Annotated in this window: 22 protein-coding genes; 9 read left to right on the forward strand and 13 right to left on the reverse strand. The window is 42.8% G+C overall.

Going from position 1 to position 26,127, the window contains the following annotated elements:
- Positions 1–101: 101 nt before the first annotated feature.
- Together mazF and SLS51_RS12670 are read right to left on the reverse strand one after the other, a co-directional pair.
- The gene (gene mazF, locus SLS51_RS12665) at positions 102–434 is read right to left on the reverse strand and encodes an endoribonuclease MazF (RefSeq protein ID WP_323838942.1); all 333 of its coding nucleotides are present in this window, start codon (positions 432–434) and stop codon (positions 102–104) included.
- Positions 434–679 (reverse strand): AbrB/MazE/SpoVT family DNA-binding domain-containing protein, encoded by a 246-nt coding sequence (locus SLS51_RS12670; RefSeq protein ID WP_323838944.1) that lies wholly within the window; start codon positions 677–679, stop codon positions 434–436. Before SLS51_RS12670 ends, mazF begins: the two co-directional genes overlap by 1 nt.
- 795 nt (positions 680–1,474) lie before the next feature.
- On the opposite strand from SLS51_RS12670, the gene SLS51_RS12675 reads away from it, so the two are divergent.
- The 4 genes from SLS51_RS12675 to SLS51_RS12690 all read left to right on the forward strand — a co-directional run bounded on the left by SLS51_RS12675 (position 1,475) and on the right by SLS51_RS12690 (position 5,222).
- The gene (locus SLS51_RS12675; RefSeq protein ID WP_206606977.1) at positions 1,475–1,855 is read left to right on the forward strand and encodes a PadR family transcriptional regulator; all 381 of its coding nucleotides are present in this window, start codon (positions 1,475–1,477) and stop codon (positions 1,853–1,855) included.
- Positions 1,856–1,974: 119 nt separating this feature from the next.
- A complete protein-coding gene (gene arsD / locus SLS51_RS12680) occupies positions 1,975–2,313 on the forward strand; it encodes an arsenite efflux transporter metallochaperone ArsD (RefSeq protein ID WP_323838947.1) in 339 nt (112 codons plus the stop codon).
- A gap of 42 nt (positions 2,314–2,355) precedes the next feature.
- Positions 2,356–4,140, forward strand: coding sequence for an arsenical pump-driving ATPase (gene arsA, locus SLS51_RS12685; protein ID WP_323838949.1), 1,785 nt, complete (start codon positions 2,356–2,358; stop codon positions 4,138–4,140).
- Positions 4,137–5,222 carry a methyltransferase domain-containing protein gene (locus SLS51_RS12690; RefSeq protein WP_323838951.1) on the forward strand — a complete coding sequence of 362 codons (1,086 nt, stop codon included), beginning with the start codon at positions 4,137–4,139 and terminating at the stop codon, positions 5,220–5,222. The genes arsA and SLS51_RS12690 overlap by 4 nt, the downstream gene beginning before the upstream one ends.
- A 402-nt stretch (positions 5,223–5,624) precedes the next feature.
- On the opposite strand, the gene SLS51_RS12695 is transcribed toward SLS51_RS12690, so the two are convergent.
- From SLS51_RS12695 to SLS51_RS12745, 11 genes are all read right to left on the reverse strand, one after another.
- Positions 5,625–5,930, reverse strand: coding sequence for a hypothetical protein (locus tag SLS51_RS12695; RefSeq protein ID WP_323838953.1), 306 nt, complete (start codon positions 5,928–5,930; stop codon positions 5,625–5,627).
- 12 nt (positions 5,931–5,942) lie between these two features.
- Complete coding sequence (locus tag SLS51_RS12700; protein ID WP_323838955.1) at positions 5,943–6,158, reverse strand: hypothetical protein; 216 nt, start codon at positions 6,156–6,158, stop codon at positions 5,943–5,945.
- A 935-nt stretch (positions 6,159–7,093) separates the two neighbouring features.
- Positions 7,094–7,768 (reverse strand): type I-E CRISPR-associated protein Cas6/Cse3/CasE, encoded by a 675-nt coding sequence (gene cas6e / locus SLS51_RS12705; protein ID WP_323838957.1) that lies wholly within the window; start codon positions 7,766–7,768, stop codon positions 7,094–7,096.
- Positions 7,755–8,501, reverse strand: coding sequence for a type I-E CRISPR-associated protein Cas5/CasD (cas5e, locus tag SLS51_RS12710; protein ID WP_323838959.1), 747 nt, complete (start codon positions 8,499–8,501; stop codon positions 7,755–7,757). The genes cas6e and cas5e overlap by 14 nt, the downstream gene beginning before the upstream one ends.
- Positions 8,502–8,512: 11 nt before the next feature.
- Positions 8,513–9,547: a type I-E CRISPR-associated protein Cas7/Cse4/CasC gene (gene cas7e / locus SLS51_RS12715; protein WP_323838961.1), complete on the reverse strand. Its 1,035-nt coding sequence runs from the start codon at positions 9,545–9,547 to the stop codon at positions 8,513–8,515.
- 20 nt (positions 9,548–9,567) lie between these two features.
- Positions 9,568–10,149: a type I-E CRISPR-associated protein Cse2/CasB gene (gene casB / locus SLS51_RS12720; RefSeq protein ID WP_323838963.1), complete on the reverse strand. Its 582-nt coding sequence runs from the start codon at positions 10,147–10,149 to the stop codon at positions 9,568–9,570.
- Positions 10,149–11,753, reverse strand: coding sequence for a type I-E CRISPR-associated protein Cse1/CasA (casA, locus tag SLS51_RS12725; protein ID WP_323838965.1), 1,605 nt, complete (start codon positions 11,751–11,753; stop codon positions 10,149–10,151). Before casA ends, casB begins: the two co-directional genes overlap by 1 nt.
- A 14-nt stretch (positions 11,754–11,767) precedes the next feature.
- Entirely contained in the window at positions 11,768–14,485 is a 2,718-nt protein-coding gene (gene cas3 / locus SLS51_RS12730; RefSeq protein ID WP_323838967.1) for a CRISPR-associated helicase Cas3', read from the reverse strand.
- A 522-nt stretch (positions 14,486–15,007) separates the two neighbouring features.
- Complete coding sequence (locus SLS51_RS12735; protein WP_323838969.1) at positions 15,008–16,363, reverse strand: Fic family protein; 1,356 nt, start codon at positions 16,361–16,363, stop codon at positions 15,008–15,010.
- A 184-nt stretch (positions 16,364–16,547) separates the two neighbouring features.
- A complete protein-coding gene (locus tag SLS51_RS12740; protein WP_323838971.1) occupies positions 16,548–17,099 on the reverse strand; it encodes a dihydrofolate reductase family protein in 552 nt (183 codons plus the stop codon).
- Positions 17,100–17,474: 375 nt separating this feature from the next.
- Positions 17,475–18,506, reverse strand: coding sequence for a hypothetical protein (locus tag SLS51_RS12745; protein WP_323838973.1), 1,032 nt, complete (start codon positions 18,504–18,506; stop codon positions 17,475–17,477).
- An 831-nt stretch (positions 18,507–19,337) separates the two neighbouring features.
- Here SLS51_RS12745 and SLS51_RS12750 point away from each other — a divergent pair.
- From SLS51_RS12750 to SLS51_RS12770, 5 genes are all read left to right on the forward strand, one after another.
- Positions 19,338–19,841, forward strand: a complete 504-nt coding sequence (locus SLS51_RS12750) for a sigma-70 family RNA polymerase sigma factor (RefSeq protein WP_323838975.1) — start codon at positions 19,338–19,340, stop codon at positions 19,839–19,841.
- An 11-nt stretch (positions 19,842–19,852) separates the two neighbouring features.
- Entirely contained in the window at positions 19,853–20,836 is a 984-nt protein-coding gene (locus SLS51_RS12755) for a FecR domain-containing protein (RefSeq protein ID WP_323838977.1), read from the forward strand.
- A gap of 84 nt (positions 20,837–20,920) precedes the next feature.
- Positions 20,921–23,524, forward strand: coding sequence for a TonB-dependent receptor (locus tag SLS51_RS12760; protein ID WP_323838979.1), 2,604 nt, complete (start codon positions 20,921–20,923; stop codon positions 23,522–23,524).
- A 423-nt stretch (positions 23,525–23,947) separates the two neighbouring features.
- Positions 23,948–25,063: a PLL family lectin gene (locus SLS51_RS12765; RefSeq protein ID WP_323838981.1), complete on the forward strand. Its 1,116-nt coding sequence runs from the start codon at positions 23,948–23,950 to the stop codon at positions 25,061–25,063.
- A 620-nt stretch (positions 25,064–25,683) separates the two neighbouring features.
- Positions 25,684–26,127: helix-turn-helix domain-containing protein (locus SLS51_RS12770; protein WP_323838983.1), on the forward strand; the 444-nt coding region annotated here is incomplete at its 3' end.

Genomic DNA, 26,127 nt, shown 5'->3' on the forward strand with positions numbered 1-26,127 from the left:
CCGGTAGTGGAGTTCCCGAATACAAGCAGTATGTAAAAACCGAGGTCAGAAAAAAGATGATATGTAGAGATACGAAAGTCTTTACATATCGTCAATAGTATTTACCCAATAAGAGCCTTTGCTTTGGCTCTTATTTCTGCAAGTTCACCCGCACTGATTGTGTCTTTTTTGGTCACCTTTCTGGCTCTCCAGTCAACGCATGTTACCTGATCAGCCAACGCCACATTTTCACGATTTCCTGCTAGTTCTACCTCAAAGGGATAACCCTTTACTTTGGTCGTACAGGGAACACAAAGCAATAGTCCCACTTTGTTGTTATAGGAAAACGGACTAAGAACAACAGCAGGGCGATGGCCTCCTTGTTCATGGCCCTCCACCGGATCAAAATCAAGCCAGATTAAATCACCACAATCCGGAACAAAACGAGAAACCATCAGAGCAATTCCTTACCAACTGGTGAACCAAAATTTACCTTTTCGTGAACGTTTTCTGGTGTGATACCGGCTAACAGTGCATCAAGAGAGTATTCTTTCGCTTTTACCGGAATAATGACAATCCGACCATCTTCGACTGCAATATCAACTGTATCATCAACGTTCAGGGATGCCGCTTTCATGATAGCTACAGGGAATCGTACAGACGGGCTGTTACCCCATTTTTTTATTACTGAATAAGCCATTAATGCACCTCGATGATAATGTATATCCATTTGTATATACGCTAATGAGAAAACAGTTGCGTGTCAACTTTGTTGATACCATTATTTTTGTGAAATCTTAACCAAATGCCGTTGCTAAGCCGGAAACGTCCAAAATTTTGTCACGTTTATTAAGTGTCAATGAAATAACCCCAATATCATTTTTAGAAGACGACTGCACGGAATATTGGGACCACTAGATTGTCGAGTTGGGGGCGATGATTTAGAAATCTTCCGTTGATCCCGGCTTATAATCCTATACTGAGGATATTGATTATAAAATCTCATGAATTGGTGAAAAATCAGGCCGATATCAAGCTAAGATTCTTGAAGATTAATCAAATACCATAATGAACCAAAAAGGATATACCATGAAAAAATTGCTGTTTGTTGTTGTTATCACTATTGATCTGGCCTCTGCTTTAGCTTTCGCTGATCACGTTTGTTAACCAGAGAACACTGTCTTCTTTGGCTACAACATGAAGCACACCAAAGCTGTGGAGTCATGCAAAACTCAGAATAGTTATCGTTATAACCGCTCAATTAACGTGACACAGAATTCTGAACGCCCTCCAGGCAAAGATTACGTAAATAACACTTACGATCTACTCCCCCATTAGTTTTAATTCCTCAGTACTACAGCCGTATCCCATATTGTGTCATGGTGGTGTTTTCTCTTCGTAACCTCAGGAGTCAGTGGTGGCAGACTGACTAAGTGCAGAGCCCAGTTTCGAAAAAAACTTGATGCATTGATGAACAAGGTATAGAATGCCATCCATGAATAAGATTACGGTTTCCCAAAGAAATGCAGGACGTGTGCCGATAGATTACACTGACCGCTTGTATTGGAACGGCATCATCAAGATGAGCCTGTCCAAGTTCTTCATTCTCAGTGTCTTGAAGAAGCGGCCCATGCACGGCTACGAAATCGCCCGTGAAGTGGAGTGCTCGACCCAAGGCTGCTGTGCCCCCACGGAGGGTACACTCTATCCGGTACTGCGCGAGTTCGAGCAAGGCGGTTATGTGACCGCGCATACTGAAACGGTCTCGGGGCGTGGACGCAAGGTTTATACACTGACGGACAAGGGTAGTGAAGCCTTCACGGTGGCGGTAGATGCCTGGATGGAGGTAGCTTCGCACATTACCCGGCAGCAGTGATTTTTTTTGATTATATACATTACCCATCGATGTATAGGTGAAGAATGGATTTAACATATATGCATTGGTATGCAACAACGCATTTTTCACCTTCACCCAACTCATGAAAGGAACATCTCATGCCCATCATTGAAATTTTTGAGCCCGCAGGATGCTGCGCCACTAACAGTGTAGTGATCGACCAGAATGCCCTGCGTTTCAACGCCGACATGGATTGGTGTAAGCAGCAGGGATTTGAAGTCAAGCGTCACAACCTGCAGAAAAACCCTCAGAGCTTCATCAGTAATCCGCGTGTCAAGGAGCTCCTTGACGTATCGGGAATGCAGTCACTGCCGCTCACGCTGGTTAATGGAGTGGTGGCGCTGACGGGCCGATTACCCAACCGAGAGGAACTGGCGCGCTGGTTCGGTGTAGAGCTCGCGCCAACGTCCTGCTGTACACCCACGGCTCGCACTTGAACGCCAAGCCAGAACCCTCCTTCTCAACTTACGGAGCACCACATGCCATTCAAATTTCTACACGATGCACCGCCCTTCTTGTTCTTCACTGGCAAGGGCGGTGTAGGAAAAACTTCGTTGGCCTGCGCCACTGCTGTGCGTCTGGCGGATACAGGCAAAAGAGTGTTGCTGGTCAGCACCGACCCAGCCTCCAACGTCGGTCAAGTCTTCAACCAGCCGATAGGCCATCAAATCGTCGCCATCGCTCAAGTTCCGAGCTTGTCGGCACTGGAGGTCGATCCGATGGCTGCTGCACAAGCCTATCGGGATCGTGTCCTTGGTCCAGTACGCGATTCGATGCCTGCTGAGATCGTTCAAAGCATCGAGGAGCAATTGTCCGGCTCCTGCACCACCGAGATTGCCGCATTCGATGAGTTCACTGGCTTGTTGACGAATCAGACCTTGCGCAACGACTTCGACCATATTGTCTTCGACACCGCACCCACCGGGCACACCATTCGCATGCTAGAGTTGCCGGGCGCATGGTCTGGCTATCTCGAAAACAATCCCGATGCTGCCGCCAATCTGGGGCCACTGGTCGGATTGGAAAAAAATCGGAATCAATATGCCGATGCGGTCAAAGCGTTGGCCAACCCTGTACAAACCCGCTTGGTACTGGTCGCGCGAGCGCAATCCTCGACGCTCAAGGAGGTTTCGCATACTCATGACGAGTTGCATAGCATTGGGCTGACACGCCAATACTTGGTCATCAACGGTGTTCTTCCCCAGCAGGCTATCGAAGGCGATCCACTGGCCGCCACGATCTTCGAGCGGGAACAGTGTGCGCTCACGCAACTTCCGGCCAACCTATCCGCCTTGCCGCAGGATCGCTTGCCGCTCAAACCCTTTAATTTGATGGGAGTGCAAGCCTTGCGCATGTTGCTGGGCGATTCATCAGATGAGCCGTTGGAGAGCCGGCATGATCAGGCGGTGGCCTCCTTCCCAGTGTTGGCCGAACTGGTCGATGCATTAAGCATGCAGGGGAATGGACTGGTCATGATGATGGGCAAGGGCGGCGTGGGCAAAACCACTGTTGCGGCAGCGATTGCCATTGCCCTTGCCCAGCGCGGTTATCAGGTACATCTGACCACTTCCGACCCCGCCGCCCATCTGTCATATACGCTTGATGGTAGCCTGAAAAACTTGTCGGTCAGCCGCATCGACCCGAAGGTCGAAACTGAGAACTACCGCCAGTTCGTGTTGGAGAACCAGGGCAAGGAGCTGGATGTAGAAGGACTGGCTGTGCTCGAAGAAGACCTGCGCTCGCCCTGTACCGAAGAGATCGCCGTGTTCCAAGCATTCTCGTGCATCGTCAAAGAAGCCGATAAGCATTTTGTCATCATGGACACGGCACCCACCGGGCACACACTGTTGTTGCTTGATGCCACGGGGGCTTACCACCGCGACATGGTGCGGCAGATGGGCAAGCAGGTCATCACTCCGATGACGCAATTGCAGGATCCCGAAAAGACCAGGGTTATCGTCGTGACATTGGCGGAAACCACACCGGTACTGGAGGCGGTGAATTTGCAGGACGACTTGCGCCGCGCACAGATCGAACCCTGGGCTTGGGTAGTGAACAACAGCCTGGCCGCTGCCCGTCCGACCTCGCCTTTCCTCGTGACTCGCGCCAACCACGAATTGCCGCTGATCTCCGAGGTGCAAGACCGACATGCCAAGCGTTTCGCAATGATTCCATTACAGGCGCAGGAACCGGTTGGCATCGACTTGTTGGAACGCATGGCGGCCCACAGACATTTAACCCAAAGGAAGGAAGACAAACCATGAACAATCAAGACCATACACTGAAGCGGCGCGTTGAGGAGGTTCAGCACTACTATGGCGACACCTTGACCAACAAGGAAGATCTGGCGACCAATGTCTGTACAGTGGACGAACCGCCATCCGATGCCATCAAAGCTATCCTGGCACAAATCCACGACGATGTGCAGATGCGTTTTTATGGTTGTGGTGCGCCGTTCCCACCGCTGCTGGAGGGTACCACTGTGCTGGACCTGGGTTGCGGCAGCGGACGCGATTGTTTCATCCTGTCCAGCCTGGTAGGCGAACAAGGCAAGGTAATAGGCGTGGATGCCACGGCCGAACAAATCGCTTTCGCTCAAAAGTATGTGGAGTACCACTGCGAGGCTTTCGGCTACGCCAAGAGCAACGTCCAATTCCTGCAAGGTCAGATAGAAGCTCTAGACGAACTCGGTCTTGTTCCCGAGAGTGTCGATGTCATTGTTTCCAACTGCGTGATCAACCTGTCGATGACCAAGGCTGATGTATTGGTGGGCATGGCCAAGTTGCTCAATCCGGGCGGGGAAATCTACTTCTCCGACATCTATGCGGACCGCAGGCTGACGCCGGAGTTGAAAAACGACCCACTCATCGTCGGCGAGTGCATCGGTGATGCCATGTATTTCGAGGACTTCGTGCGTTTGGCGCGGGCTGCCGGTTTCCTTGATGTGCGGGTTACTGCCAAGCGCATGAAGACCATTGCCAACCCAGCCATCGAAGCTAAGCTCAGAGGTGCCAAGCTGTACTCGATCACTCTGCGCCTGTTCAAGATGGATCTGGAAGACCGCTGCGAGGACTACGGTCAGGTTGCCATCTACAAGGGCAACTTGCCGGAAGCCGCCGACCGATTCGTACTGGATAACAGCCATGCCTTCGATGCTGGTCGAGCGGTGCCGATATGCCGTAATACGGCTGATATGCTCAGCAAGAGCCGTTATCGCACCCTGTTCGATGTGATTGGTGAGGGCCATCGACACTATGGCCTTTTCCAGTGTGGTACGCCGCAGATCGAGCCTACGCCGATGCTGGCCGACGCAGGCGTTTGCGGCCCTACTGGCTGCGGATGCTAGGAGCGTCCCATTTGGTACGTAACACAAAGTGAGATTAGGAAGGCCGAACACACCTCCTGATCTCCGCATTTTCAAAAGAAATAGGATAGGAATGCTACGTAACAGGAACGCCTTTTATGGGTAACGACAGCGGGAGCATATGCAACTGCGCATCCGGGTACGTGAGGTGTACAACCAGGAGTTTTAAGCCGGACAATCGCATTCGGTTAAGGAAACAATTATGCTCTAGAGGCTGATAACCCTTTAGAGGTGACAGGCAAATGAGTTTATACCCGTCATCTTTCAAGTTGCCTCTTTGTTGGCTGCACTCACTCACCCCGGTCACATAGTTCTCTATGCTCCCGGGGATTCGCTCCCTTGCCGTCGCGATCCATCTTGAAATCCATAGGGTATATATTAATTTTAATCTGTTTTTTTAGGCATTAACCCAAATAAAGGGTTATCAATAACAGGGATAACAGCAATATCGAATTTGTCTGGCTCCGGCAAAGAATCAATATCCATTAATGCGGCAAATCGTGACGTTGCTAAATAGGCTTCTTCAATATCATCAGCGTAAGTCACCCTCCCAAATTCATGTTCATCTAGTGCCACAAATCGGCGATTACGCGTGTTAAACAGCACATAACCGACCACATCTGGATCTTTTTCAATTAGCCCCAACGTCTCAAGTTCTTTCTGAAATTTTCTTAGTCGCTTCTTTTTCATTATAAATTTCCGTTAGTTATCCTGAGCCATTCTCTTACGTGCACAAGTTCGATAAGTCGTTGGCCTTAATACCGAAAAAAGCGCTGTCAAATCACTAAACGAATACTGCCCGGTATCGATATGCCCGAACCGCAGATTTATCATCGGCCTGAAAATTGTGTCCAAGGTGGCAATGAATTGCTCTTTCCCCGTAAAAACGGGGAGCATTTCTACTTCAACTATCATCATGAAACCCGAATCTGGTTTATCCCCATAAATTCAAGGAACGCTGACCCCTTATGTCAATTACCCTTCCGGATGACGGTTGATCCCCGTAGATTACGGGGATCAAATTGCAACAAATGCCGATAGTTCTGTATTTAGCGGTTTACCCCCGTAGAAACGGGGAACAAATCCATCTCTGCCAGCTAAAACGCTAACTGTTCGGTTTATCCCCGTTAATACAGGGAACACGCTTCCAAATCTAAAGCGCAACAGTATCAGTTCGGTTCACCCCGTGGACACAAGGAACACCAATTACTACCGATTACATCACTGTTACTGTCCGGTTTATCCCCGTAGAGGTAGGGAACATCAAGGAAGCCAATGATCAGTGTCATTTTCGTACGGTTTATCCCCGTGAGTACAATACAGGGAACACATCCTTAGCTTTATAACTATTTGGAGCACTGCTAGGTCCATCCCCGTAAGTACAGGGAACATTTAGCGAACATAGTAAAGCATCACTCATGCCGTGGTTTATCCCCGCAACTACAGGGAACACTTAAATTCTCTCTTTGACGAGATTTATCGAGTTTGGTTTACCCCGGTAATGACCAGGAACACTCAGTGACACCGATATCCTACCATTAATTATAGCGGTTCATCCCATTAAACACAGGAAACATATTCTTCCCTGTACAAATGTATACCAAAATTCAGGGCCATCCCCACAGAGGTGAGGAACACGGTAATTATTTTATCAATATTTCCAAGAGTAACAACTACGCCTTACTCTACAGGATGATATTAGTTAGCAATATCACTTTTTACCATGCTTTTGAAGCATAACACGAACGCCTAACAACAGCGAATTTGCTACCTTTAACATCAATATCCTCATACAACAAAGAATATTGCATTACGATCTTCAACAAAAATAAATTTAAATGACATCCATGCCATTATACTGTTCTGATTAACATCAATCCGCATCCCATCGCTTTAGCACGACCAAAGCCTTTTGCATACTGTTCCAAATATAGCTCACCGTTGGTAATCGTCAGAAGCCCTTGAAAATCAACACTGGAAAATTGTATTTTTTGCCCCTGCTTTTTTACACTTCGATGCTGAGTATAACCTTCAATATCCAGTAAATCGTCAAATTGAATACCCCACTGCTGCATACGACGATGATTTAACAGCCAATTGCGGGCGGCATTCTCCATCATGGCTTTTATTTTCCCCAGCTCCGTTTCACCTTGCTGTTTTGCCTGAAACTTAGCATGCATCAAGACATCATGACGCTGACGTTTTCCAGAAGAATCGGTAATACAGATTGTTGGATTAACACGTAATTTGAAAGCTAAACGCTGCCCCTCCTTCAATTGAGGATAAAATGCTTTCGTTTCCACCTCAAACAATGGTGACTGAGTTTGAGGTGAGGTTTTAGATAAAACATAGAATACAGGTAATCCCATTATTCCAATCTCTTCCCGAAATAGAAATTGCCGTTTTTCGTCTGCTGAAAACAATTTCCATAACAATTGATGAGAAGTATAAACGCCATTTGCACCCAATTTTGCTAATATATTTGCTGTTTGACTCGATTGCCGAAGCACAACTTTAGACAAATACATCAACACCCTCCTCGATAGAAAGTTGATACATAGTACGTTGCCGGAATTGCCAACGCCCCCGGTTAATCGGCTCATCCCAAGGATGGCTGATTAAGATATTTGAAGCGATAATTTCATCTTTATTTCCCTCCCAAAAATAAGTCACAATACCGTTTGCGCCTAGCCATAACTTATCTTCGCTATCAGAATGAATCAGCGGTGGAAAAGAGATATCCAATGCCATTTTTAATGCCGATGACGTAATGAGTTTAGGGCAGAGAGGTAAAGCAAGCGGGCAAGATTTACGTCCAAGATGCAAGATAAATACAGGTTTAAGTAAAGCATCCCGGAATTGTTTAAGCGTAAAACAAGCGTGTTCAGTTAATGTAATAGCAACGATCCAAATACCATCACAACGATAATCACGATTAGACAGTATGGTATTAAGTTTATCTGACCTTAATTCACTTTTACGGTTCTGATGAACCACATTATTATTGTGCGTCGGCACCTGCGTCGTATGATAATCACGCATTAAAGAGCCAGGAACGGTCTGCTTAATGGCAATGAATACACTTTTTTGTAATTTTGCTAATTCAGACTCATTATCTCGTCGAATACCTAACGCTGCGCCTAATAACCCCAAAATCGCAGAGCGACCAGGATACAATTCCGTTGGCCTCTCCCCCCCAACCGCAGGTTGTCCCCAACTTGCCATTGGGCCATATAATCGGAAGACTAAATATGCTTTCATTCTGCCCTCCATTACTGTGTAACAAATTCAAGCAGCTCGATCAAAGTTCCTTCCCCAGTGAATGTGTTGAATTTATAGCGGGCATCGGCACAAGTACCGTAAACCAGATCAATATTGCGCATTTGGCTTTCTAAGGCATCAATTGCCGATGGGCCCTGGTCGCTGTCATTAATAGGCTTTAAAAATGCAACAGATAAAGAACGAGGTTGTTGTTCGCCTTTCTCAACGAGAGCAAAACTGGCATAAGCACGAGAAGCAAAACTATTTTGTTTACCCGCAGGCGATACTTTCACAGCGGCTTCTGTTAATGCTTTAATCGCTTTATTAGCAAGGGCTTCATCACCATCCAAATTTTTTATTAATTGCGTTTTGTTAATGCAGATATAACTGTAAAACAGCGCGGCGGCAAAACCCAATTCCCCTATATGGGCCGACCCCGTATCTTCCTTACCATCATTTAAATCATCCACCGCTGTAAAATAATCATCTTCAATCACCACACTATGTACACTAATAGCATGAGCGACCTGACAGGCAGCCTCGACGTTAAATGCCGGACTTGAAGCTAACATCCGACCAAACAAGGCAATATCCACCGCGGTTTGCTTAGTTTGTAATAAATTAAGCTCTTCAGCCGTTGGTGCCCGGTTTTCTTCCGCCAGCACCGCAATCAACGACATGACCGATTGTTGCTCTTCCGGGCTGATATGTGCCAATTGTTCGATTTCTAAAGCATCTTTTTTCGTTTTTCCAAAAACACCAGCAATAGTCGTAGCCAATGCTTTAGCAGATTTTTCTTTCACTCCAGCATTGATCAACGCTTCAAATACTTTGATACCAAGTCGCTTAGTGCGAATACCAATATTCTCTGATAGCACCTGTTCAAACAATTCAGAAGTACGCCAGTGACGTTTTAAACTTTGAGAACTCACGCGCAAACGTTCAAAACCACCCATTTTCGCTGTCTTAGGCCGACCTAAATCATCACGATTCAGATTAGATGGCGCATAGGAAGTTAATAGGTGTAATTGAATAAACTGACTCATAATAATCATCCTAAACTCAATTAATGAAAATCCGATAAATCAACTGATTTACCACTAGCAGCACGGTAATAATCCATACCCCACCTCACTTTGATACGCCTATCCGCCTTGCATGGTCGTAATTGCTCATATTCAGCAAACCACTCCTCAATATCCCGCGCTAAAGCCAAAACAGAAATATTGCCTTTGATTTGCTGTAAAACCCGACGTAATCGACATAATAATTCATTCGGTGTTTTAGCATTTTGTAATTGTGAAAATCTTAATTCACTGACCACCGGTTTATTTCCTCCTCCTTTCTTACCCGCCGCTACCGCCAATTTGATATCACTGTTGTTTTTAACATGAACTAATGCCACCGCCATCGTGGCCCAATATTCCAATTTTATCGGATTATCTGATAAACTAATTTCATCAGGTAAGCTGAGCCATAAAGCCCGAAAGCCTTCAGTTAACATAGCCATCTCAACACTGTCACAGCGCTTTAACTGAGCTCTATAAGTAGAAGGGGCTGGAATAATACCTTTCTCTTTTAGCTGTTTTGGTGACATAAACATACTTTGCCACCAATGCAATAATATGATTTCACTCTTACTGTCCATTACACCTCCTCCTTCCCGGAGTGAATATGATGATTAGTGATAAATGTTTTGATCTCTTTTAACGCTTTTTGTCCATATAACCCGATAATTAACTGCTGACGCGCTTTCATGCGTTTCGCCATTGAACGCTCATTACCTAATTCAGATAAAGCAACATATTCATCAAATAAATCACTACAGAGATAACGCAAGGTATTGAGCCAATGTTTGGCCTGTTCTGGTGTCAGATATGGCGCATCGGAATTTGCATTATCGATAAGTTGATGCACCACGGAAAAGAACAGAGATTCACTTTGTTGCCAAAAAGTCAGGTCAATAAAGGAAGTATTTCCTTTCACATCAACAGGCTTTTCAAACCAAGCCGTTTTTATTTGATTCCGGCATAGCCAAATCATATTGATTGCCAGTTTTTGTAGCTCTTTGACTTGATATAGAATCTTTTCCTGTTGTTCAGGTAAGACAAAAAACAACGGCACAGTGACAGAATACCAACAACGTGCTTTCATATTATCCATATCGTAGCCAAACACCCACAGACGAGGCATTGCCCTTCGGAATTCAGCAAAATGACAACATAAAGAATAAAAATGGCTCACAACCGGCGCACAACGCTGTCCTCTCTCATGGCTGGTAAATACTAAAACATCCCAAATTTTATATGTCACCCCTCCCGGTTGGCCTTTAATAGATAAGGGTTGTGTTAGTTTTTTAGGGTCCCATTTATAGGGCGTTAACGGATGGGTCCAATTACCGGTATAATTGCCGCCATAGTTTTGTGTTCGATATTCAGAGACAGTGAACTCAGAATATTTACCTGAAATTTTGCAAATATTCTCGCCATTTTCCACGACAAGACGTATACGTCTCGGCATTGCCCAATACATATGTAAGGGATGCACATCCGTAGCATGAATTTCCGTCCCTTTATTCACACTCACTTTTGTTGGCGCTAACCAGGGAAAAACCTGAGCACTGGTTAAATCAGGTTCTGAATAATGCCATTCACTTCGATTAATAACGTTTAACCACAATTTTTGCCATAATGTGGCATCCGTTTGTTGCGGCACGACTAACGTGGTTAATGGTCCCCCACCTCGTAATCCTACTCGATGTCCCACCCCTCCTGACGGTGCATTAATTTGTAAAGTAAACAGTGCCAAAGTCGCCATTTCAAGAGACATCACATCTCCGATGCCACGTTTAATGAAATGATCCGTATTAAGTCTTAAACCATTCGCTCCCGGCGCTTCAATTAATAATCCAGCTACAGTGGTTGATTTTACTGTTTGCAGCGGATCAAAATCCTGCATAAAAAGAGGCCCTATACCGGTAACATTAAAAGCATGTATCACTTTATTAAAAGTTTGTTGTAATACCTTCTTATCAGGTGCTGTTTCATACAGAGCATGCCATTGATATTTATCTTCCGGCGCAAAAACGGTTTGTAATAAACCAATGGCAAATTGGCAAGCTGCCCCTTGAAAATCAGCTCGCGGTAAAGCAAAGTCCATAACATCATGATCACATATCGCATTAATCGGCAATACTTTTTCACTGCCATCACGTAACCGAAAGGGCAACCACGGGTCCTGAACTAAGTTCATAACACCTCCTGCTTCTATCTTTCACAAAAGCCTATTGTTGAAGAATAAGTAAAATTCGGATCTTGATCTGGCAACCAAGGTTGCAAATATCTAATTTGGTAATATCTCTGTTGCAATGCATTGAGAGCAGGTATTAATTTTGTCGGAATTGGGGCTAATTTATCCGCATACTTATTTCTGGATAATTTAATTGTACTCAGTGACACTGAAAATTCGGCTGAATTTACCCAAGGTGCAAGTTGTCCTGAATCATCTTTTTTCAGTAATAATACCTCAACGGTTTCAATATCACTGTAGCGAGCATTAATGTCTGAATCATCCTCATACCAATGATCAGCACTTCGATCACAATAACCATATAATTGCCACTGTAACCAATAAGACTTAGCTTTAGCTGTCTGACTTCGCTCCTCATCAATGAATTCATTCTCTTGATGTTTTAACACTTTCGGTGCTTGCTCAAAAGCATGACCATAAACCGCATCAATTAATTGACGCGTTTCCGCCGGCATACGTATAGCACTCAGTTCTCTCAATATGCGCATGGTTAACCACAAACGAGCAGGCGAGCGATAAACATATTGTGTGTTACGAAAATTATGGCTTAGCCAATCTGATCCAGGTTGCTCCCGCCATTCAGGCGCATGGATAAACAATATGGGTGCAGGACGTGAATCTTTAATACCCCATCGATAAATACCATCACTATCGCGAGTATGACGATGCAAACGCCCGGCTCGCTGAATGAGATCATCAATAGGACAAATATCTGAAATCATGACATCGGCATCAGTATCTAAACTCGCCTGGAATATCTGTGTGGTAATTAATGCTTTGCCCCGCCGCAATTCACCATGACTATTTTTATCAAAAATAGTCAATACATGATCTTCAATCTCTTTTCGGTGTTGCAATATAAACTGGCTATGAAATAACAGACAACGATCAGGTTCAGTAAGTAAACTTCGCAGTGTCTGATAAGCCTCAATAGCATCATCTACTGTATTTCGTATCCAAACGACACATTGCCCTTGTACAATGGCGGCTAATACCTTTTCAACACAACTGCTAAAGCTATTTAAGAAATCAACTTTGACTTCCCGGCTAACATCTTTTCGGCTTGATAACGGTTGTTCAATAACGGGCAATATGGCATTTAAACTTATTTTTGTTGCTAAAGGAAAATCGGTTTTTTGCAATAATTGGGAACTCAACCCACCAACATTTAGCCAAATATCCGTTAAACGTTGACGCTGTTTAAAGGTCAATGTTGCTGTCAATAAAACAGCTGAACCCCCCTGATAAAGATGCAGCGCTAATAAATTTTCCAGTAAATTAAACATAAATTCATCCGCCGCATGAACCTCATCAACGATTAATACTTTACGATTAAGCCCAAATAATCTTAATGATTGATAGCGCCTTGGTAATACAGCCAATAAAGCCTGATCAATCGCTCCGATTCCGGCAGGCGCTAACAGCGCCTGCTTACGTGGGTCAGCTAGCCATTGATTACACTGCGCTGAAGCCGCGATATCTGTTTTACCATCGTTTCTATCTGGGTGACCTAACGCTAAAACGGGTTCACGAAATTGATTATTCATCCCCCATGTACCATGAGCTAAAACGATATTTGGTTTACTGTCATCCTCTATCAATAACATTTGCTGGTAATGTTTAGCAATCCGGCTAAATATTGCATTAGAAGACGTCATTGTCGGCAAACCGAAATAAAAACCATCAGCGGCTTTTGCCTGCATCAAACGATGTGTAAGAGCAAGCGCCGCTTCTGTTTTACCTGCCCCAGTAACATCTTCTAAAATAAACAACTGAGGAGAATCATCTACAGGTATTGATTCGGCCCACTGTTGCAATGGTGTTGCAGCAAAACCGTAATATTCCTGAATGGAAATAAACGGTTTGACTACCGGCGTTCTACCTAAATTTATCGCCATAACTGCTTTTTTTGCCATTGCTTGAGCATGTTTCCAATAATCTGTTAACGGCATAGGTTTAGATTGATACGTAAAATAATGGCTATCAGAACCAATCCAATCCGCCAATATTGCAATACCAGCAAACTGCCAGCTCACTTGTTCCAGTCGCCGTCGCCACTCTTTGGATTGTAATTTTTCAATGGGAAACTCAGGTTGAAATAATTCAACCAAATGATGTGCAAAGAGTGTGGCAGCATTAAAATTATGAGGTTCAGTAAAATACTTAATCGCTTTATAACCTGTTTTATCAATTGGCCGACCGTGATGCCCTAATACACAATCGATGAATACCATTAAGGTATCAAACATCTCTCGCAGTTCTCTTTGCTCAGCCCCTTCAATATTAACAAGTCTATTAAGTAACTCCGTTTTGATATTTTCCCAGAAATACAATCCTATACGATCATGACAAAAATAACGGCCATCATACTCTTTGGGGCAATCTGGTCGATGCAGACCTACTGCCAAACCGGGAAGTAATTTTTGAAAAGCAGATGCAAATTTACCAATATCGTGCAAAGCCAATATAAAGGAGACCATGCTTCGTAACTGCTGCGTAGATAACGCTAAAAAGTTAGCAAGATCTCTAGTTAACGATCTTTCTAAAGAGAGTAACTGCATTCCTACCGCAGCAACATCTAAACAATGGTAAGGAAGTAGATGATAATCTGCACTATCAACCTCTAAGACTCGCTTCGCCTTACCCCAGTATTGAAAATAAATCGGCATTTCCATCTAAAATCCTTACTTGAACATCTCTTTTACCTATTTTTAGAACATAATGCGAAAATTTAGATCATAAAAATACTAGTTTCTGTTTTTTTAGGATAATTCTGTATAAAAACTCACTACCTAAACAGACGAATTTTTGACCTACCTCTGAGCATAAGCCAGAATTAAAGTGACATCGTAGTGCCAAGGAACAGTTTGACCGGGTAGCCAACCTATATTCATCTATCTGATAAATAAAGATAACTAGATGTAAGGTCCGTACCCGTTTTACCAAAGGTTCATTTACACTGATAACCCTGCGTATATGATGTCAGGCCAAGATAAGATGAAAGTACTGATGGGTGTTTAGCGATGTCAATTACAATTATTCCACAAATCGCTTTTTAATCTTTATCTGCATAAGTTTAAGCCCTAATGCGACGGCATAACAAAGAGAGCTAATTAATCGCTTATTTAAAATAATGATGTAATTAATCCGGAAATTTTTTATGTCCATGCGACCATTCAATAGCGTCAATACAAAGACTATCGGTATTTTCCCTTCCATTTTTCAAATTGCGAAGGTCGAAGGCCATACCTTGCCAACACACCTTCATGTAATCGCCGTAATTCCTCAATAACCAATGCTTTTAACGTGTCGCGCTCAGATTGACTTAATTCATCGGAAATTAATTTATCGATAACGTCAATTGAATCCATCTCTGGCGTGGCAACTACCCGATAAACGATCTGCTTAATCACATTTCGATATTGTAATCTTAACGGATCTGGTGTGGTGATTCCCTGCGTGACAGCCAAATATTCTCGGGCAGAACGCTCATAAGCCCATAGATAAAGATCCCGTAGTAATTCAACTCGGGTCATTTCATAAATACCAAGCATTGCACGGCTATATGCCTCTTCCGGTACATCGACAAAAGTTAATGGACATAGATTTGAACGAATCAACGGCAAATTAGCGGCCAAGCGGGAAGTTCGCTTATTAACATCAGTAAAAGGCTGTAAATACGGCAAATGGACCATCATAAAAAAGGATTGCTCAAACGGATCTGATATAGCTCCTGCTTTCCCGAGCAACGAATCCAAAATTTCACTGATATGGACCTCACCCGATAATGGTCTGAAAACACTCTTTCCTATTTCAACTTGATGTTGACGGATACATCCTTCATAGACAGGATTAGATAATAAATTTTCAGATAATGTACTGTGTAAATTGAGAACGGTATATCGATTAAAATTAAGTTCCTCAATACCATCGACAAGTAATTCAATAGCGGCTTTATGGTTTAGGATCATTTGAGTTTCAATCGCGTTTTTTCCTACCGCAATTTTTCCATATTCAATCAACTTCACCGTATCCAATCGACTGTAAGTGTTTCCTTCCAAATAACTTGAAGCCCACGATAAATCAATGAGCAAACGATCCAAGATAGCTCTACCATAGGTTCCCGCTGGCTGTGAGATTTGTTTCGTATCTCCAATTCGCCAAAGCTGATTACGAATTGGAACCGACAGATAATAAGTGACATTCGGCTCATATGATTCCAGAAACTCTCGCTGATAACCGACAGGCGTCCTCGCTTTGATGGGTTGATCAATATAACGAAGAATATCCTTACTATCTTCAGACAGTGGAATATAGCTCGGGAAATTATCCGATCTATCCGCTATCGAATCTGATGTTTCCTCCGTAGCGATAACATAGCGGCGATTTCGACCTTCACCCAATATCTGTACTTTCTTATTTTCAACAAGTCGCCCCAGCCAACGTTGAACAGTCCTTCTAGGAACGGAGGGATGCTCCACCAATAAATCCGAAATAGACATAGGTTGTGATGCAATACACAAGGTTTCATAAATATCGGTCATTAAACTCATAGCGAACAGCAGCTCCCAGTAAGAATACTGGCGCGATTATGGCGCAATTCAGATAATCGCGCCACTTTTATGCCACTAATATGGCGCGATTATGGCGCAATTAATGTGGGCAATACATTTGACTGTAGTGTTGAACCTGTTTAGCTGAAAACAGGCCAGATGAACATGACAGCAGCAATCTTATTTACGGTGTAGGGGTAGGAGCATCAACATCCAGCAAACTTTCAATAGCGCCGCTACGTAAAAAACGTTGCGTCTTAGGTATGACATGGACTTTTTCACTCACAGGAAAAACCTCAACGCCCGCACCTAAAAATACCGGAATTGTGGTTAAGAATATTTGTTGTAATTCACCAGCCTCAGCAAAATACGCAGCGGTTTTACCTCCCCCAACTAACCAGACATCTTTACCATTAGCCATTTTCTTCGCCTTGGCAGCAATAACTCTTACTGTTTCATTGGTTATGATGATATTCAACCCTTCAGGTGTTGACAGCGCCCTATGAGAAAGAACGAAGGCCGGAACATTTTTGTATGGCCAATTATCCGGTGAATTTGTCATTATCCATTCGTATGTTTGTGCTCCCATAATCACAGCACCAATACCTCGATAAAAATCATCATAAGGTGTTGCATCATCCCCAAGCACAAATTCATATAACCAATCCAGCCCATTGTTTTTATTAGCAATATAACCATCTATTGTCGCAGCGACGTAATAAATTAATTTCGGCATTATTACCTTCCTATTAAACACGATGTTAAAACGCTATATACCCGTTATCCTTCAAGTTGCCTCTTTGTTGGCTGTACTCTCTCACCCCGGTCACATCGTTATCTATGCTCCCGGGGATTCGCTCCCTTGCCGTCGCGATGCATCTTGAAATCCATTGGGTATAGTTAAAATATTTTCAAACTTCCGTCAAAAGATAACGCGTATTTTCTAAAAAATTATACTCTATAAGATATATATCACCACGTAGATTTACTTACATTACTTCATATTTCCGCCAATACAATACATGAAAAAACAAAATAAGACCAGACACCAAAATATAATATCTACTGGCACTTTAATACTTGATGATGAAATATAGCTCATCCATAAAAACTAACTTTCATCATCTATAATATTGTTATAAAAGCGATATTCAGGAACTTTAGCCTCATTAATCTTACCAATTCTTACTGGCAAATGACCATACGAATGACATAATAATTTTATATAATTCCAATACTCCCTCTCTGTTTCTATATGCTCTATCAGTGGATCAAAAGCACCATCATAAAATTCAATATTTAATTCTCCATCACCATTACCTCCATTAATATTTCTACTATTACTTTCTTGTTGATTAATACACTCTTTATTATCCTTTTCGTGATTCATATTTCCGCGATCTATAATTTCCAACATCTCTTTTATCATCTCTAAGCTATGACAAGCTGTTTGTGGTGAATTGTAGAATAAGCCATCATTAAAAATAGCTTCCATCAATTCATAAAACGCGAACGAAGTTGTTCCCTGTATATATTTGATATTTCTATTATCATATATACCAAAACATTTATCATTCAAAATATCCGTGTTATTATCATCATAGCCAATTAATATTTGCCTGTCACTGGCAATAACTGGAATGTTTTTAATTTCATGGATATATTCACTGATACTGTAATACTCTTTATCTCCTTTTCTATAACCCGATGCCATACAAACTGATTCAATATTAAAATATTTTGTTGGCATATGTTCACGATTAAAATATTCAGACAGTTTCTCATTATCTTTCATATCTTTTCGCTGATATACCCGATGAACCGATGTGATTCTCTGAATACTGATCCAATCAAATATCGGTTCTTCTTGCGAAGGCTTTCTAATCTCTGCAATGTAAGCAGCAATATCAATTTCCAACCAAGTGCTTAGCATAGCCTGCCACGGTTCTATCGCGAGAAATATATTTGATATTGTCACCCCTTTTTCTATTAGGACCTTATTTCTGAAATATTTTAGGAAAAAGAACGGATCATTTTTTCCTAACTGTTCCTGAACTGATAACATCGGTACAGCGATTGTCGTATCGTAATCCGAACGAAATCTCAGAATCGAATCAATACAAATAATTAAAGTACCTTCCATCTTATCCCTCGTTCATTTAAGCTTTTACTATATTAACCACTGTAATTATCGTATATAATCATCTATTATAGCTATATATCTGAATTTTGCTATTTTTGAACGTCAAATTTATTATTCCAATTGCCTACATAACATCAATATTAAAAGATAATTATATGATATATTAGGCTCTCATCAATAAACCCAACATCATATTACCTTACCCCTAAATCTAAAATGATTTAAAATTTTCACTTGTAAAAATATTTTTAATATTAAATTCAATTTGAAACTATTAAAAAAATAACAATTCAGATATTCTCAACACCTTAAACACGCTACTAACAGTAAAACTCAATAGAGGATGAACAAGAGATCAAATCAATTAGGCCATAAATAAGAATCAGTTTCTCCATTGATTTAACCTTAAAATATACGTCATTAATGCCTTAATCGTCATTTTAATTACCTTGAAGCGCTACTCATATTCTATAGCACTTAAAGGAATGTTTAGTTTAAATTCTCGATCTCTGTTGAAAATCCTTATAATTTAGCCCTGTCAATCACAATCAAAACCACAAATTAATTCATTAATTTTCTTTATAGTAAATAAAAATGCATTTGATCAGCCGTTTCGCCTCCATTATTTATTGGTAACGGAAAGCAATTACCTGTAGCATACCAAAATGATAATGATTTGCATTTATACCCGTCATCTTTCAAGTTGCCTCTTTGTTGGCTGCACTCACTCACCCCGGTCACATAGTTTGCTATGCTCCCGGGGATTCGCTCCCTTGCCGTCGCGATGCACCTTGAAATCCATTGGGTATACATTGATAGCATGGCATGAAAATGACCGTTAATGTTTTAGACACTCAACAGATCCAGTGGATGTACGTCCACAATCATGATTGGCTATTTCGTTGGCTTAAGCATCGTCTTAACTGCGATGAAACTGCCGCAGACCTGACTCAAGATACTTTTGTTAAATTACTTCGTTCACCTTTACCACAGCAACTCAATGAACCCCGTGCCTACATCGTCACTATTGCCAAGGGGTTGATGGTTAACTGGTATCGTCGCCGCTCACTTGAACAATCTTATCTGGATTTACTCATCAGTCTGCCTGAACCGCTTATTCCCGCACCAGAGCAAAAACTTATCATCCTCGAAACACTTCAGGAAATTGATATCATGCTTAGTCAACTCCCCACGCCAGTGCAAACTGTCTTTTTACTTTCCCAGATAGAAGGCATGAAGTATGAAGATATTGCAAATCAGATGAATATTTCGCTGTCCACAGTAAAACGTTATATGAAACAGGGCTTTTATCAATGCCTGATAGCGATGGCATAAGAGGGATTGGTATGGCTTCCACTGATACATCTTCTTCATCAAGTACACCTTCTGAAACGATACTTGCTGAAGCCGCAGAATGGTTGACCGTTTTGCATGATAGTCATGCCAGCGAAGCTGATCGGAATGCCTGCGCGGCCTGGTGTGCACAAAGTCCAGAACATGCTCAAGCCTGGGAACGGGCACAATGTCTGTTAGCACGGTTACACCATTTACCACCGCATATCGCCTCACCGCTGCTAAACAACAAACAGCCCCTTTCCCGTCGAGCAGCCATCAGAAAGCTTACACTCATGTTGTTAATACCGGCTGGCGCATCATCACTCTTCTGGCGATCTGATCAATTTCAGCTTCTCACTGGCGATTATCACACTGCAACGGGACAAATTCAGCGCTGGTCATTACCGGATAACAGTCAATTGGCTTTAAATACTCAAAGCTCAACAGATGTTCATTATGACGATACCCAACGGCTCATTCATCTAAAGCTAGGGGAAATTTATATTGAAACCCACAAAGATAGCCACCAGCCGGTACGCCCATTAAAAGTACAAACCAAACAAGGCGTTATTGTGGCGTTAGGTACAAAATTCAGCGTCCGCCAACAAGCTTCCCACACACAAGTGGAAATAGTAGAAGGAGCAGTTCGCATTACGCCAGATAACGGTTTGCCACACATACTGCATGCTGGAGAAGCAACCCATTTCACTCAATTTACCGTTGCCCCACAACATCCCCGTTCAACAGCATCTCTAAGCTGGTTACAGGGCATGATGGTAGCTGATAACTCGCCGCTGGCAACGGTGGTGACTGAACTGAATCGCTATCGTCCCGGTGTCATCCGTTGTGATGATGCAGTCGCTCATCTGCGGGTTTCTGGTGCTTTTCCCATACGGGATACGGATCTGGCACTGCATATGCTATTACAAACTTATCCGCTCTCAATGCGCCGCCTGACCCGCTATTGGATTACCCTCTACTCACCCAGTGAATAAAAATAATCATTTTTACTGACACTTTTTTCAATCTCATACGGCATAGAAATAAAAGAAGCTGAAAAAGTTATGGAGAACTTGCCTATGCCATATCAAAAACTTACTATGCCATATCATATTTACTGTCGCGGTTCACAACCACGTTGGCAGAAAAAGTCTTTAGCCGCTCTATTATTGCCATTGATACTGCTACCGATGCGTCCCCTGTACGCCACCACACCAACAGATACGGTCTATTCCGTTCATATTCCACCAAGTTCATTAGGCAATTCGTTGTCCCACTTTGCGGCTCAAACCGGTACAGCGCTCTCTTTCGATCCGCATTTAACCAACGGGCTAACAGCGCCGTCATTAAACGGCAGTTTTACTGCTCATCAAGGTTTAGTACAACTGCTCACAGGCAGTCATTTACATCTGTCCCAACGTACCGATGGCAGCTACACGCTGGTAAAAATGACAAAGAAGATGACCCACAAAGGTGTAATCGTACTCAATCCTCTTACGGTAGCCGGCAATCGAGGGTATTCAGGTAATGAACCATTGCGGTTCGACAGTACCACCATCAACGGTAAAGATATTGAAAAATTCGGTGTGATCCACCCCGTTGATATTTTCAAAACCACACCGGGGGTATTATCCGGCGAAGCGCGTAGTTCAGGCAGTCTGGATGTGAATATCCGAGGCTTGCAAGGACAAGGCCGAGTCCTAACCACCGTTGATGGCGCCTCTAACCAGACCGCGCTTTACCGCGGCTATCAGGGTGTCTCCAACCGTTCCTTTATCGATCCCGATTTCATTGGCCGGGTAGATATCAGTAAAGGCCCGACAGGAAAAGGCGGTATGGGAGCTATTGGGGGAACGGTGGAGATAAAAACCATTGAAGCCAGTGATATCCTCCTCGATGGACAAAAGGCAGGAGTGCGCCTGAAAGGAAGTCTGTTGAACAACCATTCTAATCCTGACGATTATCAACGCAATGACTGGCCTTCCCCATCAAAAACCTCTCTTTTCGATGCTAAAAATCGCACCGGGAGTATTGTTTTCGCGATTGCCGAACCTTCCTATGAATTGCTGTTTGGTGTTTCTCAGCGCAAACGAGGCAATTACCATTCAGGTAAACACGGACCGGGCGCTAAGGAACGTGGGATGCCAGGCTATTTGTGTGAGAGTGATCCACAAGATTGCCTCATTCCACAATTCAGTGAACAGATGGCCGGTTATTCGCTGTACGCAATGGGAGATGCCGTCCCAAATACTTCTGAAGATAGCCAATCATTACTGGGTAAAGGAAAAGTTCGTTTTGGTGATGGTCATGAAATCTCGGCTATCGTTAGCCATTACCAAAATTTCTACGGAGAATCCTATGTCGCGGATATGGCAAACCTAAGCCAAACATTTATGATCTTGGAACAGGGACCACTGACACGGCTCAACATGAACAGGCACAGCCTCAACTATAAATGGGAACCTGCGTCAAATCCCTGGATTAATTTGGATATCGGAGTATGGCAAACACGAGTTAACGATCGCCCTCGAACCGCAAATAATGCCCTCGGTGATAAAAAATTCATGCGTACAGTCGGGGTGAATTTGAGTAACACCTCGTTATTTGAGCTTTCAATGCAAGATATTGAGTTGAACTACGGTGCCAGCTTTATTCGTGAACGCACTGGCCCAAGCGCAGGTAAATGGAAATATGCCGTTAATCGGGAAGGAGAGCGTAAAGAAGGCCGTTTTTTCCTGAACGGGAACTATATGCTTGCCGACCGTCTGACCCTAATGGGTGGATGGGATTTAAAATCCTATCAGATCGAAGATGACAGTCCAGCTCGTCCGGGTAGCTCTTGGTTACCACAGCTCACCTCTGGGAAAGTAAACAATAAGCGAGATCACGCTCACGGCTATTGGGTCGGCACTAAGCTTGAACTTAATCATGAAACCGCGTTACATGCCAAATATACCTATGCCCCACGTTTTCCATCAATGGTTGAAGGTATTCGTGGCTACATGATGAATGTTGACGATCATATAAAACCTGAAATTTCAAAAAATATCGAAGTCGGGCTGACATCACGCTTCTCGAATATCATTGCTCAAAATGATAGCTTCGATATCGCAATATCCTACTTTGATAACCGGGTGAAGGATTATATCAGCCGAGCATGGATGGATGATTACTGGAGTATGTACATCAGTAATATTAAAGAGGCTAAATTTGCCGGATTGGAATTGGCAAGTGTTTACCATAGCGATCACTTTGATGCGCGTTTATCGATGAATTACTACACAAAAGTCAAATTCTGTACGGAAAATGACGGGTGCATCGCACGTAGTCTCCCTTCGGATTATGCAACTAATCATATTCCGCCGAAATATGCGGTATCACTCGATCTGACCCAGCGATTTTTAAATGACAATGTATCTGTCAATGCCAGAGTTTCCCATTATGGACAAAGATCTGTGCCAGCAGGAAAACCAGGACGCGGTTCTGCTCCTTTATTAGCGCCCATTATCTGGCGACCCGCAACTGTGGCCGATATCTCTCTAACTGCCCGTATAAATAAGCATGTCGAATTTGAGTTCGGTGTGGATAATGTGTTCGACAAATATTATATCCAACCTCTTAGCCTCGGCTATATCCCTTCACCGGGCAGAACGTTTCGTGCCGGTATCACAACTTATTTTTAAATCTATTTGTTAAAACTGGTGGCATATCCATGATATGCCACTTTCTGGCAAAAGAATGTCATTAGAGTGAAAGCAATATAAATTATTCTCTCTTATTTTTTTCTGGAGTTAATGCAACTTTCAAAATATATTTAAAATAAAAATTAAATGAAACTTTAAAATAACGAAATAGTTTACATGTAATTAATTGTTTTTAAATGGTCGTATGTAAAAATATATATCACGCTATAGAAATTTATAATATACAATCATACCTTATCGATAACTTAATTGTCATCAGTTAATTTCAAATAAAACATTAGCCATTCTTTTTTAAGAAAAATAAGAACATAAACGAAAAGATTAATTTTAAAGAATTAAGACATTAATTATTAAATGACTGTTTGGTGAATCTAAAAAATTATGCCTAAAGAGGATATATATATGAAAAAAGAACCGATTAAAACATCAAATCCAGATAATACCGAATCATCTGATGCAAATGAGGTTGAAATCGAAAACGCTGCCATTGCGGCGTCTGGCATTGTCTCAGCGGTGAATACCTCTGATGGTCGGATCGAGGTTTTCGGTGTAGGTGGTGACAATGCAGTGTGGCGCAATGGGCAAACGACACATACAGGCGCTTCCTGGACCGGCTGGAGCTCACTCGGTGGAAGTGTGACCAGCAAACCCGCCGCTTACCTCAATTCAGACGGTCGATTAGAAGTATTCGTACGTGGCTCCGATAATGCGTTATGGCATAACTGGCAAACTGCTCCCAACGCTGGTTGGTCAGGCTGGAAATCTTTAGGTGGAGCAATCACCAGTAACCCTGCGGTATATATCAACGCCGATGGGCGGCTTGAAGTCTTTGCCCGCGGTGCCGATAACGTTCTCTGGCACATCTGGCAAACCGCTCCCCACTCGAATCCGTGGTCAAGCTGGTACTCTCTGGGCCAAGTGATCACCAGCAACCCGGCAGTCCATATCAATGCCGATGGTCGGCTTGAGGTCTTTGCCCGCGGTGCCGATAACGCACTCTGGCACATCTGGCAAACTGCTCCCCATACCGGTTATTGGTCAAGCTGGCAATCATTAGGTGGCACCATCACGAGTGATCCAGTGGTCATCCGCACCATTGATGGTCGACTCGAAGTCTTTGTACGCGCCATCGATAATGCAATCTGGCACATCTGGCAAACAGCCCCCAATTCTAGTCAGTGGTCTAATTGGGCCTCATTGGGTGGTACTATCACCAGCGCACCAGCAGTAATAAAATACTTCGACAATCGACTTGTCGTCTTTGCACGCGCCTCCGATAACGCACTCTGGCACATCTGGCAAAATGATACCCATTCCGGCTCATGGTCCAACTGGGCCTCATTGGGTGGCGGACTTTCCAGCGGCCCAGATGTCGTGGAAAACTCTAATGGCTATATTGAAGTCTTTGTACGCGCCACCGATAACGCACTCTGGAACATCAAGAGGACAAGTCCATCATCATGGTCCGCTTGGGCCTCCCTAGGGGGAACATTAATCGATGCCTCAGCGATAAAATAATCTGAAAGGAGCCAGATTCGCACAATACACACGTAATTTTCTGGCCCGATGCATTAGAGAAAGCATTCACTACTCTGCATCAGGCCAGTAATACTTCAATTTTCTGGTGTTATCCCAATATTCGATGTGCAAACCTGACATTCTCATATTTTATTAACGATAAACATATAGCTTTATCCATCTGAAATAGACTTTTAATTGAATTATCTAGAAAATAATCTCTAACAAAGTAACCGCTTGGTTATCAGATAATTATAATAAAACTAAAACAATTATGATAAAAACACATTTTAAAATATAATAAAAATGAAATTTTAAAATAGGAAAACATTTCATCTATAATTTATTATTTTTGAATAAATGCATGTGAATATATAAACACAGGTAGTTTTATAATGTAACATCATATTTATTTGACACTTTTCGGTTCATAAACCAGTATCAAATAGAGCATTCATTATTTCTCTAAAAATAAAAGTGAGAATATTAATTCACAGAATTAAATATCTTGTTTATTAAATAACTATTTAGTGAATCTGAAAGATTATTACTAAAGAGGATATACCCGTAATCATTGAAGATGCTTGATTTTATCCGAAATGGAGATCATTATCCTCGCTATGAAAATATTTATTACATCAGAACAAAAAATCAAACTTAAACGTCTTCACGACACCACTCGTGATGGTCAAGTACGAGACAGAATAAAAGCGATCCTTCTGGCTTCTGAAGGGTGGAGTTCTGTGATGATAGCCCAGGCATTGCGACTCCATCAGACCACCGTTGACCGCCATATCAGTGATTACCTTAATCAAGGTAAACTTAAATCTGATAATGGAGGGTCTGATAGTTTGCTTTCTCAAGAACAAACTGATTTTTTAATCAATCACTTATCTCAACATCTTTTCCATCACACCCATGAAATCGTGGCCTATGTTGCTCAGCTCTGGAATATTACCTTTAGCATTCCCGGCATGAATAAATGGCTACACCGTCAGGGTTTTTCTTATAAAAAACCGGGTGGCGTCCCTCATAAATTCGACGCAGAAAAACAGCGACAATTT

It is taken from the genome of Photorhabdus africana (genome assembly GCF_035181445.1).
Classification (GTDB): domain Bacteria; phylum Pseudomonadota; class Gammaproteobacteria; order Enterobacterales; family Enterobacteriaceae; genus Photorhabdus; species Photorhabdus laumondii.

Bases quoted from the DNA above. Each gene is read 5' to 3' on its own strand.
- cas6e (WP_323838957.1), bottom strand. From the start codon at position 7,768: ATGTATTTGTCTAAAGTTGTGCTTCGGCAATCGAGTCAAACAGCAAAT.
- SLS51_RS12735 (WP_323838969.1), bottom strand. From the start codon at position 16,363: ATGAGTTTAATGACCGATATTTATGAAACCTTGTGTATTGCATCACAA.
- cas3 (WP_323838967.1), bottom strand. From the start codon at position 14,485: ATGGAAATGCCGATTTATTTTCAATACTGGGGTAAGGCGAAGCGAGTC.
- SLS51_RS12675 (WP_206606977.1), top strand. From the start codon at position 1,475: ATGAATAAGATTACGGTTTCCCAAAGAAATGCAGGACGTGTGCCGATA.
- SLS51_RS12760 (WP_323838979.1), top strand. From the start codon at position 20,921: ATGCCATATCAAAAACTTACTATGCCATATCATATTTACTGTCGCGGT.
- cas5e (WP_323838959.1), bottom strand. From the start codon at position 8,501: ATGAAAGCATATTTAGTCTTCCGATTATATGGCCCAATGGCAAGTTGG.
- SLS51_RS12740 (WP_323838971.1), bottom strand. From the start codon at position 17,099: ATGCCGAAATTAATTTATTACGTCGCTGCGACAATAGATGGTTATATT.
- casB (WP_323838963.1), bottom strand. From the start codon at position 10,149: ATGGACAGTAAGAGTGAAATCATATTATTGCATTGGTGGCAAAGTATG.
- SLS51_RS12670 (WP_323838944.1), bottom strand. From the start codon at position 679: ATGGCTTATTCAGTAATAAAAAAATGGGGTAACAGCCCGTCTGTACGA.
- arsA (WP_323838949.1), top strand. From the start codon at position 2,356: ATGCCATTCAAATTTCTACACGATGCACCGCCCTTCTTGTTCTTCACT.
- arsD (WP_323838947.1), top strand. From the start codon at position 1,975: ATGCCCATCATTGAAATTTTTGAGCCCGCAGGATGCTGCGCCACTAAC.
- SLS51_RS12765 (WP_323838981.1), top strand. From the start codon at position 23,948: ATGAAAAAAGAACCGATTAAAACATCAAATCCAGATAATACCGAATCA.
- SLS51_RS12750 (WP_323838975.1), top strand. From the start codon at position 19,338: ATGACCGTTAATGTTTTAGACACTCAACAGATCCAGTGGATGTACGTC.
- SLS51_RS12745 (WP_323838973.1), bottom strand. From the start codon at position 18,506: ATGGAAGGTACTTTAATTATTTGTATTGATTCGATTCTGAGATTTCGT.
- SLS51_RS12700 (WP_323838955.1), bottom strand. From the start codon at position 6,158: ATGATGATAGTTGAAGTAGAAATGCTCCCCGTTTTTACGGGGAAAGAG.
- mazF (WP_323838942.1), bottom strand. From the start codon at position 434: ATGGTTTCTCGTTTTGTTCCGGATTGTGGTGATTTAATCTGGCTTGAT.
- SLS51_RS12755 (WP_323838977.1), top strand. From the start codon at position 19,853: ATGGCTTCCACTGATACATCTTCTTCATCAAGTACACCTTCTGAAACG.
- cas7e (WP_323838961.1), bottom strand. From the start codon at position 9,547: ATGAGTCAGTTTATTCAATTACACCTATTAACTTCCTATGCGCCATCT.
- SLS51_RS12695 (WP_323838953.1), bottom strand. From the start codon at position 5,930: ATGAAAAAGAAGCGACTAAGAAAATTTCAGAAAGAACTTGAGACGTTG.
- SLS51_RS12690 (WP_323838951.1), top strand. From the start codon at position 4,137: ATGAACAATCAAGACCATACACTGAAGCGGCGCGTTGAGGAGGTTCAG.
- casA (WP_323838965.1), bottom strand. From the start codon at position 11,753: ATGAACTTAGTTCAGGACCCGTGGTTGCCCTTTCGGTTACGTGATGGC.